This is a genomic window from Arsenicibacter rosenii (assembly GCF_001870735.1).
GTDB classification, from domain to species: domain Bacteria; phylum Bacteroidota; class Bacteroidia; order Cytophagales; family Spirosomataceae; genus Arsenicibacter; species Arsenicibacter rosenii.
This window is the reverse complement of record NZ_MORL01000002.1, coordinates 137,770-153,110: the sequence shown is the minus strand read 5'-3', so window position 1 is coordinate 153,110 and position 15,341 is coordinate 137,770. Positions and strand designations below refer to the sequence as shown.

The following is a 15,341-nucleotide window of genomic DNA, read 5'->3' as shown; positions in this document are numbered from 1 at the left end:
GGATGGAACAGGCCTTTCATACCATCGACCACCTGCCCGACCGCTTCATAACGCTCGACGGGCAGCCCTATCTTTTTTTCAGCGGTACGGCTTATCTGGGCCTTCCCCAACATCCGTCGTTCCGGCAACTAATGACGGAAGCAATGGCCCGCTACGGGACAGTTTTCGGCAGTTCGCGGAACGGCAACCTGCGGCTGGCCATTTACGAACCTGCCGAGGCGCAACTGGCGGCCTTCGCCGGTGCCCCGGCAGCGCTGACGCTTTCATCGGGCATGATGGCGGGGCAGGCTGTGATTAACTGGCTGAAACTCCCCTCGGCATGGGCGGGCGTGAACAGTCCGGTTACGTTTATATACGCCCCGCATACGCACCCCGCGCTCTGGCACGAGCCAACAGTTTCGTTACCCGGCTGTCCGTTCAGCGACTGGGTGGCGGGGCTGCCCGCATTACTGGCGCAGGGCGACGGACCGGTGGTGATTCTGGTTAACTCCCTGGATGCCGTCCGGTCAGAAGCTTATTTCTTTGACTGGATGGCTAGCCTGCCGACAAACCGGCCGATTACGGTAGTAGTCGACGACTCGCACGGACTGGGGGTACTGGGCCACGAGCGGCGGGGTATCTGGCAGCACCTGCCGAAACCGGCGGGCGTACGGGTAGTGGTCACGGCGTCGCTGGCCAAAGCGATGGGATTGCCCGGCGGTGTTGTCCTGGCCGGCGCGGAGCCTGTTGCGTCACTCCGGCACACGGCGTTTTTCGGCGGCTGCTCCCCCATTCCGCCCGCTTACCTGAATGCCTATGTCGAAGCTGGTACGCTCTACCAACAGGCACACGACAAACTAGGCCGGCTGATTCAGCTGGCCGAAACCTGGTTGTTGCCGACCGGTTTGTTTAAACAAGCACCGGACTACCCTGTTTTCTACACAGACGATGATGCACTGTATCCGTTTTTACTGAAACAGGGAATTTGTATTTACTCGTTTGCGTATCCGACCGCTGCCGATAAAGCCAACACGCGCATTGTTATCAGCGCGTTTCATGAGCCCGAAGACATTGACCGGTTAGGCGAAGCCGTCCGGCGTTACCGCGCGGAATTACCCACAGAGCAGGTGATTTCCGAAATAGTTGCCGACAGATCCTGAAGCGTCAGCGTGTAATAGGCATGCTCGTACGCAAACTCAAAAACATTGGGCTCATCAGGGTGGCGGAACAAATTTATCCGGGTCTGAATTCGTTTTCCATGCAGAAAGGCTGAGCTGATATAAAATCCGCATTCGCAGGGCTTCCGGTTCAGGTTCCGGCTGATGATCAGTTTGAGCGGATAAGACCGGGACATAAGGTGTATGTACAGGTCACTGCGTTGAATAACGGTAAACGAAGCGGCTAAGCAGGTCGATGTCAACATGAATAGAAAGCGTCAGACAGGTAGTATAAACGTTCTATTCTGTACGACTATGTTTTTTACCAAAAAGTAACGGATCCTATGCAATCATTCATAAAAGTTCTTTCCGCTATCTTATTCGCCGGTCTTTTTCCGATTGTAGCGGCGGCGCAGAAGACCGATAAGCTGCTGAGCGATCTGTTACGCAAAAATCCGGAACTGTTCGGCCCGATCCTGCAGGACCCCGCCAAATACGACGTGCAGATCATCTATACCCAGATTAACCGCGATCCGCAGAACCGGCCTGTTTTCCGCAGCTACTACTACCGCTATGACCGTAAGCGTTATTTTTATCCGGCCAGCACCGTAAAATTTCCCGCCGTCCTGTTATCGCTGGAAAAAATTAACGAGCTGAAGGCTAAATACCCCGCGCTGACGCCAAACACACCCATGTTGACCGACTCAGCCTATGCCCGCCAGACAGCTGCGGACAAGGACCCGTCTTCGGCCAGCGGGCTGCCGTCGGTAGCACACTACGCCAAAAAGATCTTTCTGGTCAGCAGTAACGAGGCCTTCAACCGGCTCTATGAGTTTATCGGACAATGCGACTTCAATAACCGGCTGCAACAGAAAGGGTACCGCGATACGCGCATGCTGCACCGGTTGTCGGTGTCGATGACGGCTGATCAGAACCGGCATACCAACCCGGTCCGGTTTGTGGAAAACGGGCAGACCATCTACGCCCAACCGGCACAGGTTTGCGCCGAATCGTTTACACCTGACAGCAGCATCCGGCGGGGCGCCGGGTTTATGCGGAATGACTCGCTGATCCGGCAGCCCTTTGATTTTACCGAAAAAAACGCCTTCGCCCTCGGCGATCAGCAGGAAATGCTCCGGGCAGTTATGTTTCCTGAAGCTGTGCCGGCCAAACGCCGGTTCAACCTGACAACCGACGACTACCGGTTTCTGTACCAGTATATGTCGCAGTTACCGCGCGAAACCACTTACCCGAATTACGGGGCGGATACCAGCCTGCACGACAGCTCGGGCAAGTTTTTTATGTTCGGCGATAACAAGGGAAAGATTCCGCAGAATATCCGGATTTTCAATAAAATCGGCGGGGCATACGGTTACCTGCTCGACAATGCCTACATCGTCGATTTTGACAAAGGCGTTGAATTTATGCTGTCGGCAGTTATTTATTGTAACTCAGATGGTATCTTTAATGACGATAAATACGACTACAATACCATCGGCTATCCGTTTCTGGCCAACCTGGGCCGCGTTGTGTACGACTATGATGTCAAACGCAAACGCCCCGAACGGCCCGACCTTCGGAAGTTTATGGTGACGTACGATAAGCAGCAATGACCCGACTAAAAGCCCTTTTTCTAGCCCTTTGCCTGTCAGGAGCGGCACTGGCCCAAACGGTACCCCAGACGATTGATGCCGTCCGGCAACAATATGCCCCGGACAAGCGGGTCGCTATTTTCCAGATTGAGGTTGATTCGGCAGGGACGCTCAAAGGCAAAACCAACCTGCCCGAGGCTCACCAAACCCTCCTGACTAAACTCCGGCAGCAAGGCGCTACCGTGGCTGATCAGATTCAGGAACTGCCTGCGCCTGTCCTTGGCGAGCAGGTGTATGGTGTGGTTAACGTGTCGGTCGCCAACCTCCGCTCGCAGCCCCGCGACGCTGCTGAACTGGCCACCCAGGCACTGCTTGGTATGCCGCTGCGGATCTGGGACAAGGAACGGGGCTGGTATCTCGCCCAAATGCAGGACAAATACATTGCCTGGGTGGATTTCGGTGGTTTTCAGCGTATGACCAAAGCGGAGTTCGACCGCTGGCAACAGGCCGACAAAGTGATCTATACCCAGCCTTTCGGTTTTTGCTACAGCCAGCCCGACCGCGAGTCGCAGACGGTGTCGGATCTGGTAGCGGGCGATCAGCTGGTAGTTGAAAAAGAAGACAAGAAATTCTATCAGGTGCGTTATCCCGACGGCCGCACCGGCTATATCGTTAAAACCGACGCCCAGCCGCTGAAAACATGGCTGGCCGCCGCTAAACCAACGGAAACGTCGGTGGTGAAAACCGCAAAGACGCTGATGGGCATTCCGTATCTGTGGGGCGGCACGTCGGTTAAAGGCATGGATTGCAGCGGCTTTACCAAAACTATTTACCGCCTCAACGGCCTTGAACTCTCGCGCGACGCTTCGCAGCAGGTACACGAGGGCGCACCCGTTGAGACGCCAAACGGCGACTTTTCGCAAATGCGCCCCGGCGATCTGCTGTTTTTCGGTGAACAGGCCACTCAGGCAAAACCGGAGCGTGTCGTACACGTAGGTATGTGGATCGGTAACAACGAGTTTATCCATGCGTCGGGCAAAGTCCGGATCAGCAGCATGAGCCCGTCGGCCCCGAATTTTGATGAGTATGAGCTAAAGCGCTTCCTCCGCGCCAAACGCATCATCGAGCCCGGGCGGCAGTAAGGGTGCTGAACATACGGGAAGCGATATCTTCCTGTCAGCTACCACCATTTTATAATCTTACGGAAAGCCCTCAGCAGGCATTACATGGTATCATACCACACAGGCACATAGAGCACATAAGCGTTTCATAAATCTTTGTTTTCTATGTGCCTATGTGGTGCATTCGTTTTTGTGGTCTATTCATTTTAGCGGGCTCTGTCAGCAAACAGCGCCCGCACGCCACCATTCATTCCTCCCCTTTTCCCTGATTTCTGTCAGTATTTGCTTTTTTTCTCAGCCGGAGCCCCTATATTTGCAACACATTATAATTAGTCTAAATAACAAGCATATATAAACGGGCATTTCACCGGCTTACGATCATGAAAAAGCTACTTGTTGCGATTGCAGCGATCTTTACCTTATCGGCACAGGCTCAGACCAATACATTACTGGATCAGGCATTCTGGCGCAACAAACCGGATGTCGGTCAGGTGAAAGCCGAGGTGGAAAAAGGCAACAGCCCATCGCAGCTGAACCCGTCCTCGTTTGATCCGGTCGTGATGGCCATCAATGCAGGCGCTCCCGACGAAACCATCAAATACCTTCTCGAACAGCCCGGCAACGCCGTTGACAAGATCACGCACGACAGCCGGACGTACCTGCACTGGGCCGCAAGCCGGGGGAACACCGCGATCATGGAGGTTCTGATTGCCAAAGGAGCAAAAGCCAATGTTGGTGACAGCCACGGCATGACGCCCCTGAACTTTGCCGCCGCCGGTGGCCAGCAAAATACCGCTGTTTATGACCTTTGCCTGAAAGCAGGGGCCGATCTCAAAAAAGACCTGAACCACGACGGTGCCAATGCCTTGCTGGTAGCCGTTGCCAACGACAAGGAGCTCAAACTAACGGACTATTTCACGGCTAAAGGGCTGGATATTAAAAGCAAAGATGCGGCCGGCCGCAATGCCTTCGCCTATGCGGCCCGTGGCGGCAACATCACGGTGCTCAAAACCTTGCTGCAACGTGGCGTACCGGCCACCAACGATGCGCTGCTGATGGCCAGTCAGGGCGGACGCGGCAGCTCAGCCAATCTGGAGGTATATCAATATCTGGAAAGCCTCGGCCTCAAGCCAACGGCAACCGGCAAGGAAGGTGAAACGGTTCTGCATGCCATTGTCCGCCGTCCGGGTCAGCAAGAGATTATTACCTATTTTATCGGCAAAGGCGTTGACGTAAACAAAGCAGATGCCGAGGGGAATACGGCATTCATGAACGCAGCGGCAACAAACCGCGATACAGCCACCATCGCCCTGTTGCTGCCGCAGGTGAAAAACATCAATCAGGCCAATCAGAAGGGACTTACGGCCCTGACCATGGCAGTACGCAGCAACTCGCCGGAGGTGGTGCAGTACCTGATCCGTAAGGGTGCCTCGGTGGCGGTAGTTGATCAGAGCGGCGACAATCTGGCGGCGCACCTGATTCAGTCATATACCCCGCGGCAGGCTGCCGATTTCGACGCGAAGCTGAAACTGTTGCAGGACAAAGGCGTTTCGCTGGCGGCACCGCAGAAAAACGGCAACACGCTTTATCATTTAGCCGTTACGAAAAACGACATTAAGCTGCTGAAAAAACTGGAAGCCCTTCAGATTGATATCAACGCTAAAAATAAAGAAGGCTTGACCGCCCTGCACAAAGCCGCCATGGTGTCGCAGGACGATAACATGCTGAAGTATCTGCTGTCGATCGGTGCCAAAAAAGAAGCACAGACCAGCTTCAACGAAACCGCCTTCGACCTGGCCAGCGAAAACGAATCGCTGACAAAAAACAAAGTATCCGTTAACTTCCTGAAATAACTATATGGCTGCGATCTGCCGCATTTTTGTGCTCATGCTGGGTTTACTGCTCGTAAAACCCGCGACGTCATCGGCGCAAACGACAAAGTATAAGTGCATGATTCAGATGACGAACTACATGGGCGAAGGGGCCTATATGGTCATCTCGATCATTGATCCGAAAGGTAAATACGACAAGACGCTCTACGTGCTGGGCTCCGACAAAAAATGGTATCCGGACATAAAGGAGTGGCACAAGGCCTTTGCCAAAAAGCCAGCTAACATCAGCGCCATTACCGGTGCGTCGGTAGCGGGCGGCGACCGCACCGTCAGCATTATCGACATTGATAATGCGAAAGTAAATGCGGGGTATAAGCTGCGGTTCGAAAGCGCCGTGGAGGATAAGAAGTACTACGTAAACGATCTGGAAATTCCGCTGACGACCGAAAGCCTCGCGGCCAAAAGCGAAGGAACGGGCTATATCCGCTACGTGCGCTTTAGTGCAAACAACTGATTTACTCAATGACTATTTCAATCTGGAGATACAGCCATTTACTACTGGCTGTATCTTCTTCGTTATTGCTGGTACTGGCTTCTGTCACCGGCATCATCCTGGCATTTGAGCCCGTTCTGGAAAAACAGCAGCCCTACCGTCCTGCTGACTTCGAACAGATTACCCTGGCAGACGCCTTGCCGGTGCTGAAAAAAAGCTTTCCCGACATCAGTGAGCTTTCCGTCGACCATAACCAGTTTGTTGTCACTAAGGCCAGTGATGAGGAGGGCAAAAACCTGACAGCCTATATTGATCCGAAAACCGGTAACGTGCTGGGTAAGCCATCGGGCCAGAGCGAGTTTTTCCAGACCGTTACTACCCTGCACCGCTCCCTGTTCTACCACGAGGCCGGTCGTTTTCTGATGGGGTTAACGGCCTTTCTGCTGTTTCTGATTGCGGTATCCGGAACCATTCTGATTATCCAGCGGCAACGCGGTCTCAAACGCTTTTTTACCCGCATCGTTAAGGAGAATTCGGCACAGTATTACCACGTTACGCTCGGGCGTCTATCCCTGATTATTATCCTGATCATTGCGCTGACCGGTACGTATCTTTCGGTCATACGCTTTGAGTTGCTGCCAACAAAGGTGCTGTCGCCGGACGTCGACCCGGACGCCATCCGAACCAAACCGGCTCTTTCGCTATCCGACCTGCCGGTCTTCAAAAACACCCGCCTCGCCGACGTACAAACCATTGCCTTCCCGTTCTCCGAAGATGCGGAAGACTATTACACCCTTAAACTAAACGACCGGGAGATTACCGTTAACCAGGTAACCGGCGATATTCTGACCGAATCGCTTTATCCGACCGCTCTGGTTGTAAGCCAGTTAAGCCTCAATCTGCACACCGGCCGGACCAATACCGTCTGGGCACTGATACTGGCCATTGCCTCGGCCAACATCCTGTTTTTCATCTACTCCGGCTTCGCCATTACGCTGAAACGCCGGGGCAAACGTGTGAAAAACCAGTATACCGCCGATGAAAGCCGGTTTATTATTCTGGTGGGGTCGGAAAACGGCAGCACCTACCGGTTTGCTCAGCTCGTGCATCAGCAACTGGTGCAACGGGGCGAAAAAGCCTGGCTTGCTGAGCTTAACAGCTACCGCACCTACCCCAAAGCGGAGCACCTGATCATACTGACGTCGACCTACGGGCTGGGCGATGCCCCGACTAATGCCGCTAAATTTGAGTCGCTGCTTGCTACGGTTTCCCAACCGAATCCACTGCGGTACTCGGTCGTTGGTTTCGGGTCAACGGCCTATCCGGACTTCTGTAAATTTGCGTTCGACATACACAACCGGCTGGAACAACAGCCCCGGGCCACTCCGCTGGTCGACGTACATACCGTTAATGACAAATCACTGGCGGAGTTCAGTCTGTGGACCAAAGCGTGGGCACAGCAGGCAGGCATCCCGATTGAGGTAGCCACCGAAACATTGACGCTTGATCCTGCCACCCTCGACACCCTACAGGTAACGGCCCATTCTGCGGCAGACGCCAACGACGATACCTTCCTGATCCGGCTGAAGACCACATCGGCGGTTCCTGTTACCTCGGGCGATTTACTGGCTATTTACCCCGCCGGCGACCATCGGGAGCGCCTGTATTCGATTGGCGTCCTGGGCGATGCGATACAGCTCAGTGTCCGGTTGCATCCGGGAGGGCTGGGGTCAGGGTTCCTGCACCGGTTAACGACCGGCGAAACCATCCGCGCCCGCATTGTGAGCAATCCGCATTTTCATTTTCCGGTCAACACACCGGCCGTTGTCATGATTTCGAACGGTACGGGGATTGCGCCGTTTCTCGGCATGATCAGCCAGAATATAGCCCAGACGCCTTGTTACCTGTATTGTGGTTTCCGGAATCAGGCATCACTTGACCTCTACCAGCCGTTTCTGGACCAGCAGCTCGCTACACAGCGTCTGGATACGCTTTCGGTTGCGCTCTCGCGTGAAGGAGAAAAACAGTATGTCAGTGATCTGATTACGAGAGACCATACCCTAATTGGCCGGGTGTTAGCCGAAGGCGGTGTGTTGATGCTCTGCGGCTCGCTGGCGATGCAGAAGGATGTCCTGGCGATTCTCGACACCATCAGCCAGGCACGGACCGGCCAGGCAGTCAGCTATTACCAGTCACGGAATCAAATCCGGACGGATTGTTATTAAACCTGTATCACAAGCTCTGTATCACGGACCGGGTCGCATTACAACTTCAGATTCCGGGAGGTGAAGACGCGGCCATCGTCGGTGATCATGATGCAGCGATAAGCAGGATAGCGGTTAATCAGCCGGAGGCCCGCTTCCCTGCCTAGGACCATCAGCGACGTACTGAAACCGTTTGCGCGTTCGGCACTCGGGCCCAATACCGTAACACTGCACAGACCGGTGGCCGGATAACCCGTTGCCGGATTGATGATATGGGCGTAGCGCCTGCCGTTGAACACCACATACTTTTCATAACTCCCCGACGTCACGACCGATCCTTCTTTCAGCGGAATAACGGCAAACAGGGTATCCTGCCGAAAAGGGTTGGTGATGCCGATCTGCCAGTCGGAGCCGTCCGGCTGTTTGCCCCACGTACTCATATCGCCCGAGCCGTTGACAATACCCGCCTGAACGCCTTTCGCCAGCATCATATCCCGGCACCGGTCGGTGGCATAGCCTTCGCCGAGGGCCCCGAAACCAATCTTCATCCCTTTCTGGGTCAGGAAGATAGTCGAGGCCTTTTTGTCCAGCACAATTTTTCGGTAGCCCACTTTTTCGACTGATTTCCGGATAGCTGCCGGCGTCGGCATGGCGGTCATTGAGCCATCAAATTTCCAGATACGGTCCATGGCTGCGAAGCTGATATCGAACGCGCCGTTTGTCAGTTCCGACAGCGCAATGGCCCGTTCGGCAAGCGCAAAGACTTCAGCGTCTACCCGCACCGGCCTGATCCCCGCCTGCCGGTTTACTTCCGAAACCTGCGTTTCGGCTTTCCAGTCCGAAATCAGGTATTCGATGCGGGTCACCTCCGCGATCACCTCATCAATGCGTTTTTCGGCAGTGAGCGAATCACGGTCGACAATGGTAATGTCGAAGCGGCTGCCCATCAGCTTTACTGTCCGCTTCCGCAGCACCTGTCCCGAAACCGTCAGGCTCAGCAGCGACAGGCAGAGAACTAAACCATATTTCATATGCATAAAAAATCCGGTTTAGCCCGAAACGGTTCAGGCCAAACCGGATTTTTTACATCAGGGTCTCTTTCACCTGGGTATCAAACACGCCCGTCAGCACCTTACCGTTACGCTTCACCTGCACCCAGATGCGGTAATGTCCTGCCCGTGGGAACGCATACGGGAATTCAACCATGTTATTGGTCTTCATTGTGTGGTTCATAGCCGGCATACTGCTCATCAGCAGTTTGTTTTTTTCGGCTTCGGGCAGTGTTTTCACTTTCGCGACATAGGCATCAATGCTATCCCGGAATTGTTTTGCATTGGGGTATTTAAACGAACGGGTAGTGTCGGCAATGCGGCTTAACAGCGTTTCTTCTGCCGCCATCGAATACGTACCAACGGGGTGCAGGTGAATATAGACCGTCCCGTCCGAACGCACAATGGCGGCATGTCCCTGCATACCGAGATACGGCTCCAGCTTCGCTGGTTTGCCGGCTTCATCGGCAACGGCAAACCGGAGTGTATACAACTGATTGGCTTCCAGGACGGGCCCCGGCTTATCGTTCCAGAACATCGTCGAACCATCGTCGAGCTTCACACTGGCCGACGGCTTGCCGCAGGCAACCATATCGTCATCAAGATGCAGCTTACCGATTGCATTTGATTTAACACCCATCGGTTCGGTCACCAGCCAGCTGTCGTCGGGGTCGGTTTGGGTGCGGGCTGCCGCCTGTGCCGCCGATACTTTTACCGACGGCACCTCTACCGTATCGACCATGGTTTCGGCAAACCCGCTGCGGTAGACCACATCGGCATAGACCAGGTATTTTCCGCCCGGCAGGTTCGGCAGTTTGCTTTCGTAGTTCAGCGTATCGCGCCGGTCGGGGTGCAGGTGCGCAAAGGCATCGAGGCCGGGTGTCCGGACCAGAAAAACGTGCATCAGCTTACCGTGGTCAGGCAGGATAAAGCTCACCATCCGGCGACGGCCCCGCTTACTGAATTCGCTGGAGTCAATCTGCACCGTCAGCACCGGTTGTGCCTCTTTTACGGCAACGGTTGTCTTTATTTTCGTGCGTTTATAGAGCTGATGGTTCTGGTAGTTTGCGGCCCAGCTATTCCACCAGAAACGGCCACCGGTCAGCATCAGGACCAGCACCAGCCCGCCGATACCCATGCCGATCAGCCGCTTACGCCCCAACCGGGCCGGTGCGGCTACCCCTGGCTTAATGACGCTATCGGCGCTACTGGCGCCAATGATGGTCACCATCAGAATCACCAGCAAGACCCCCAGAATAGCCAGCACCACACCAGTTCCCGCAGGCATATCGCGCTGCGCCGTTGCCATCGATACAACCGGCGCAACGACCATTTCCTTACCATCAGGACCCAGCAACTCAAGCTGGATGCTCGATGATCCGGAGTCCATCAGCCAGACCACGCCTTCAAAACGACCGGGCATACCTTTTACCGGCGTCAGTTCGTCGTGCGACGGAGCGCCTTCATCTCCCGACCAGAAGTAGACCGGCCGCGCCATGATCGACTGGACGTTGCCGCTCTCGACGATGACGGTAACTTTAGCGGTTCCCGGTACTACATCCGGCGGATTTACGCTAATCAGCAGCTGGTATTTACCGGCCTGCTTCTGAACAATCACACCAGAACTGCCGACATGCCCCCATACCGCAACCGGCATCAGGCAAATCAGGAAGAGGAATAGTTTTATGTATCGCTTCATTTGATGTACATGCTTTTGTTAATGAATTTGTCATGCTGACGCAGGAAGCATCTTTGATCTTTTGCAAACGGAAGCCAATGAGATGGCAAGCTCAGCATGACAAAAAAGAAACAACAGATCAACGCTGAACCCGCTTCATCCAGTTGCCCCACCACAAACCGATACGGGCCGACGCGACGGCATAAACCATGGCCATGGCAATGCCCTTGAGAAATACCGGCAATGTGTCTTCGTTATTCGGGTAGAACTTATACCGGTACTCCCAGGTCGGGTCACTGCCGTAATACCAGGACGTTGACAGAAAAAGGCGGTTGCGCGACAGCGGCGATTCCAGCAGAAACGTTCCCATGTGCCACTGCACCACTGATAATACCGCGACGAACAAAATACCGGCGATGAGTGCCAGCAGCCAGTCATTCAGCTTACCGTTATAACGATGCATCAGTTTATCGAGCAGGAAACCGGGAATGATGAGCAACTGCGGAAACACAAACGCCTGATAGTGCGTAATCGGATTGAGGACCGGCCCCAGCTTCGGGGTTGCCGGGAAAAAAGGCAGAATCCAGCTCGGAATCAGCATGGCCAGCATGTAAACGGCCGTAATCGTCGTAAGCGGATAACGCAGCAGCGACGCACGGCTGACCGCCAGCAGGTAAATCGGGAAGAAAATAGCCGCCGTTTGGTAATACGAGGAGCTGTGGGCATCGTAACGCCCCATCTGCTCCGACAGCAGCGTAAACCACACCGCCAGCAGCAGACCGGCCGAAATGCCGAACAGCAGTTTCAGGCGTTGTGCCTGCCTTTGCTGATCATCGGTTTCCGGCGCACGGTCGCGGAATTTGTTCTGAATGGCCAAGACACCAATCATGGCCCCGAACTGAACAAACATCATCCCCAGCACCAGCACCGTATGCGGCGGAGTCAGAATCTGGACATCCAGCCCGTAGGTGTTGTGCCACCAGTCGTCGAACGGTGCCGACGTCAGCATGGCAATGGCTCCCCAAACGCAGTACAACGCTCCCAGCGATCCGTAGAAAATTCCCCAGAAACGCACCGCTCCTGCCCGCTCCGGATGGTTCCGCCGGAAGGTAAGGTCCAGGATTTTGTAGCCCGAAAAGAGACCGGAGACAATCGCACCGACATAGATCAGCAGGTGCGGGGGCGATAGCAGGCCGTCGCGGCCAATGCTGGTGTGCCACATAATGTCCCAGAGTAACCCCCAGACGATGCAGAGCGACGAAAAAACGACGGCATAGACATAGGTAGGAATGATGGCTTCAGCAGGCCTGCTTCCATCGGTATGCATGGAGAAAGGTATTGCAGGGTTCATAATGGGTATTGTCGGATTGAGGAATTACATGAACGAATAAAACTACTAAAACTTAACACGATATGCACTATATAGTAGCAACGAGTGACAAAAGTATATTTAAAGACACATTACTAACTTTCATATACCGAATCCCGTTAGCTTAGTACTACTTCTATACACGCGTTATGACAACCAAGGCTTCGAATCCCCCTATGCTACCGCATCAAATTCCGGTAGCCGGATTACCCGACCAATTCAAGGTCGATCTGCAACGCGGATTGACTGACGCTGAGGCAAAACAGCGTTTTGACGAGCATGGTCCGAATGCACTTCAGGAAGCCAAACGGGAATCAGCTTTTCAGATAGCAGTCCGACAGTTTAACAGCATCATTGTCTGGATTCTGGCCGCCGCCGCTGTCATTTCCTTTGTCCTGGAGGATACGGTTGAGGGCTGGGCCATCATTGCTGTTGTACTGATCAACGCCATAACCGGATTTGTGCTGGAATGGAACGCTCAACAGTCGATGGATGCGCTCCGGCAAATGGATACGGCTCCCGCCCGCGTGCTGCGCAACGGCCGCGTCCACGAAATATCATCGGAAGAACTGACCATCGGCGACGTGCTGATCGTCGAAGCCGGTGATGTGGTGGCAGCTGATGCCAACCTGTTCGACGTCAATCAGCTCGAAGTCAACGAGTCGTCGCTGACCGGCGAGTCGTTGCCCGTTGCCAAGCAGACTGACACGCCCGAAGCCGATGCGCCGCTGGGCGACCAGTATAACCGCCTGTTTAAAGGTACAGCCGTGACGGCCGGCAACGGTAAGGCCGTCGTCACCGGCATCGGACAGGAGACCGAACTGGGCAAAATTGCCACTATGGTCGAAGAAGCCGAACGGACCGCTACGCCGCTCGAAGAAAAGCTCGACTCGCTGGCCAGGGTCCTGATCTGGGTGACGCTCGGGCTGGCCATCCTGTTTCTGGGCGTGGGCCTGCTCCGGGGCGAAGAGCCGGAATCGCTCATCAAAACGTCGGTTGCGCTGGCTATTGCCGCTATCCCTGAGGGTATGTCAGTCGTTTCGACCATCGCCCTGGCGTATGGCATGCTGCGGCTGGCCCGTAAAAAGGTAATCGTAAAACGGTTATCGGCGGTGGAAACCCTGGGCAGTACCAACGTTATTTTCACCGACAAGACCGGCACCCTCACCCAGAACCGGATTGAAGTACACGCCATCCAGACACCGGAGGGCTATGCTGAGCTTCAAATTGATGCCGCTGCAAAAACACAGCGCGTTTCGGCAGGGGATCAGGCTTTACCGGCAACAGACAACAGCCAGTTGCTGATGCTGACCGGTATCCTGTGTAATAATGCGGACTATGACACGGATCAGGAACCCCACAAAGAAATCGGCGATCCGGTTGAGGTAGCTCTGCTGAAATGGGCCTACAGCACCGGCAAGGATATTGACACGCTTAAAAGTCAGTGGCCACGGCAGGCGGAAAAGGCGTTCAGTTCCGACACCCGTATCATGGGAACGCTGCACGAGGTAAACGCCGGGCAGCTGGCCGAGATGCCCGCCCCCGGCGGGAAATACTTCGTTGCGGTGAAAGGGGCGATTGAGGAAGTCATGGAGCGGTGTACCGGCCTTGATGAGAAAACCCGCCAGGCGCAACAGGACGTGTCGGAGCAAATGGCCGCCGACGGGCTACGGACACTGGGGTTTGCCTGTCGCACCACAGATACCAGACCCGGCGATGACTTTGCCGGCAGCGACCTGACCTATCTGGGCCTGATCGGTTTTCTCGACCCGCCACGCACAGAAGTAACACCGGCGCTGGAAGAATGCCGCAAAGCCGGTATTAAGGTCATCATGGTTACCGGCGACCATCCGGCCACCGCCCTGACCATTGCCAGACAGGTGAAACTGGTGGATGAGGATGAAACGCTGGTGCTTACCGGCAAAGACCTGAAACCCATTGGCGAGCTATCGGATGCCGAAAAGGCCCGCATTATGGAAAGCCGCGTGTTTGCGCGGGTGAATCCGGCCCAGAAACTCGACATGATTGACCTGTACCAGCAGCACGGCGACATTGTCGGGATGACTGGCGACGGTGTCAATGATGCGCCGGCGCTCAAGAAGTCGGATATTGGGATTGCGATGGGGCTTCGGGGAACTCAGGTAGCCGCCGAAACTGCCGATATGGTCCTGAAAGACGACTCCTTTGCCTCGATTGTGAAAGCCATCGGGCAGGGACGGGTTATTTTTGAGAACATCCGCAAATTTGTCCTTTTTCTGTTGTCGTGTAACCTCAGCGAGATCTTTGTCGTCACGTTTGCCGGTTTTCTGAATGTCGGCAATCCGCTGCTGCCGCTCCAGATTTTGTTCATCAACATCGTCACCGACGTATTTCCGGCGCTGGCACTGGGCGTCGGGCGCGAAAACCGGCAACTGATGCACGAACCGCCCCGCGACCCGAAGCAACCCATCCTGATCGCCGCTGACTGGCGGCTGGTGGTTGCCTATGCGCTGGCCATGACCCTTTCGGTGCTGGGTATTTTCTGGATCGGTATCCATGAACTGGGTTTTACACAGGCTGAAGCCAACACGGTGACGTTTTACAGCCTGTCGGTGGCCCAACTCTTTCACGTGTTTAATCTGTACTCCGGTGATGTCACGTTCGGCCGGTTATTTAAAAATGAGATCACGCGGAATAAATATATCTGGTGGGCCATTCTGCTCTGTACGGGCATCCTGTTGCTCACCTATTTTGTGCCGTTCCTGCGGAGCGTCCTCTCAATTCAGGAACTGACCGCCGCCCCTCTGGAACTGATTCTGGCAGCGGGTTTGCTCCCCGTGCTGCTGATCCAGTTGCTCCGGAAGGTTACCGGATGGGGCCACTGATGC

Annotated in this window: 11 protein-coding genes; 7 read left to right on the top strand and 4 right to left on the bottom strand. The window is 54.8% G+C overall.

The features are described from left to right. Window positions 1-2 precede the first annotated feature (2 nt). Window positions 3-1,139, top strand: coding sequence for an aminotransferase class I/II-fold pyridoxal phosphate-dependent enzyme (locus BLX24_RS04585; protein WP_071501920.1), 1,137 nt, complete (start codon window positions 3-5; stop codon window positions 1,137-1,139). Here BLX24_RS04585 and BLX24_RS04580 read toward each other — a convergent pair. Then, window positions 1,079-1,402, bottom strand: coding sequence for a hypothetical protein (locus BLX24_RS04580; RefSeq protein WP_071501919.1), 324 nt, complete (start codon window positions 1,400-1,402; stop codon window positions 1,079-1,081). The two genes, BLX24_RS04585 and BLX24_RS04580, sit on opposite strands and share 61 nt — an antisense overlap. A 78-nt stretch (window positions 1,403-1,480) precedes the next feature. Here BLX24_RS04580 and BLX24_RS04575 point away from each other — a divergent pair, with 78 nt between their 5' ends. The 5 genes from BLX24_RS04575 (at window position 1,481) to BLX24_RS04555 (ending at window position 8,399) form a co-directional block, all read left to right on the top strand. Next, on the top strand, window positions 1,481-2,749 hold the full coding sequence (locus BLX24_RS04575) for a serine hydrolase (protein WP_071501918.1): 1,269 nt from the start codon (window positions 1,481-1,483) through the stop codon (window positions 2,747-2,749). After that, a complete protein-coding gene (locus BLX24_RS04570) occupies window positions 2,746-3,870 on the top strand; it encodes a C40 family peptidase (protein ID WP_071501917.1) in 1,125 nt (374 codons plus the stop codon). The genes BLX24_RS04575 and BLX24_RS04570 overlap by 4 nt, the downstream gene beginning before the upstream one ends. A gap of 359 nt (window positions 3,871-4,229) precedes the next feature. Then, on the top strand, window positions 4,230-5,702 hold the full coding sequence (locus BLX24_RS04565; protein ID WP_071501916.1) for an ankyrin repeat domain-containing protein: 1,473 nt from the start codon (window positions 4,230-4,232) through the stop codon (window positions 5,700-5,702). Window positions 5,703-5,706: 4 nt separating this feature from the next. Next, a complete protein-coding gene (locus tag BLX24_RS04560) occupies window positions 5,707-6,195 on the top strand; it encodes a DUF2271 domain-containing protein (protein WP_071501915.1) in 489 nt (162 codons plus the stop codon). Between the two features lie 8 nt (window positions 6,196-6,203). Then, window positions 6,204-8,399 (top strand): PepSY domain-containing protein, encoded by a 2,196-nt coding sequence (locus BLX24_RS04555; RefSeq protein WP_071501914.1) that lies wholly within the window; start codon window positions 6,204-6,206, stop codon window positions 8,397-8,399. Window positions 8,400-8,437: 38 nt separating this feature from the next. Here BLX24_RS04555 and BLX24_RS04550 read toward each other — a convergent pair whose 3' ends face one another. The 3 genes from BLX24_RS04550 to BLX24_RS04540 all read right to left on the bottom strand — a co-directional run bounded on the left by BLX24_RS04550 (window position 8,438) and on the right by BLX24_RS04540 (window position 12,456). Further along, complete coding sequence (locus BLX24_RS04550) at window positions 8,438-9,409, bottom strand: FAD:protein FMN transferase (RefSeq protein WP_229201700.1); 972 nt, start codon at window positions 9,407-9,409, stop codon at window positions 8,438-8,440. Between the two features lie 52 nt (window positions 9,410-9,461). After that, window positions 9,462-11,126: a DUF8832 domain-containing protein gene (locus BLX24_RS04545; RefSeq protein ID WP_071501912.1), complete on the bottom strand. Its 1,665-nt coding sequence runs from the start codon at window positions 11,124-11,126 to the stop codon at window positions 9,462-9,464. A gap of 118 nt (window positions 11,127-11,244) precedes the next feature. Beyond that, window positions 11,245-12,456, bottom strand: coding sequence for a hypothetical protein (locus BLX24_RS04540; protein ID WP_177225778.1), 1,212 nt, complete (start codon window positions 12,454-12,456; stop codon window positions 11,245-11,247). 194 nt (window positions 12,457-12,650) lie between these two features. Between BLX24_RS04540 and BLX24_RS04535 the strand changes: the two genes are divergently transcribed. Beyond that, entirely contained in the window at window positions 12,651-15,338 is a 2,688-nt protein-coding gene (locus BLX24_RS04535; protein WP_229201699.1) for a cation-translocating P-type ATPase, read from the top strand. Window positions 15,339-15,341 lie beyond the last annotated feature (3 nt).

Bases quoted from the DNA above. Each gene is read 5' to 3' on its own strand.
- BLX24_RS04570 (WP_071501917.1), top strand. From the start codon at position 2,746: ATGACCCGACTAAAAGCCCTTTTTCTAGCCCTTTGCCTGTCAGGAGCG.
- BLX24_RS04560 (WP_071501915.1), top strand. From the start codon at position 5,707: ATGGCTGCGATCTGCCGCATTTTTGTGCTCATGCTGGGTTTACTGCTC.
- BLX24_RS04580 (WP_071501919.1), bottom strand. From the start codon at position 1,402: ATGTTGACATCGACCTGCTTAGCCGCTTCGTTTACCGTTATTCAACGC.
- BLX24_RS04535 (WP_229201699.1), top strand. From the start codon at position 12,651: ATGCTACCGCATCAAATTCCGGTAGCCGGATTACCCGACCAATTCAAG.
- BLX24_RS04540 (WP_177225778.1), bottom strand. From the start codon at position 12,456: ATGAACCCTGCAATACCTTTCTCCATGCATACCGATGGAAGCAGGCCT.
- BLX24_RS04585 (WP_071501920.1), top strand. From the start codon at position 3: ATGGAACAGGCCTTTCATACCATCGACCACCTGCCCGACCGCTTCATA.
- BLX24_RS04575 (WP_071501918.1), top strand. From the start codon at position 1,481: ATGCAATCATTCATAAAAGTTCTTTCCGCTATCTTATTCGCCGGTCTT.
- BLX24_RS04550 (WP_229201700.1), bottom strand. From the start codon at position 9,409: ATGAAATATGGTTTAGTTCTCTGCCTGTCGCTGCTGAGCCTGACGGTT.
- BLX24_RS04545 (WP_071501912.1), bottom strand. From the start codon at position 11,126: ATGAAGCGATACATAAAACTATTCCTCTTCCTGATTTGCCTGATGCCG.
- BLX24_RS04565 (WP_071501916.1), top strand. From the start codon at position 4,230: ATGAAAAAGCTACTTGTTGCGATTGCAGCGATCTTTACCTTATCGGCA.
- BLX24_RS04555 (WP_071501914.1), top strand. From the start codon at position 6,204: ATGACTATTTCAATCTGGAGATACAGCCATTTACTACTGGCTGTATCT.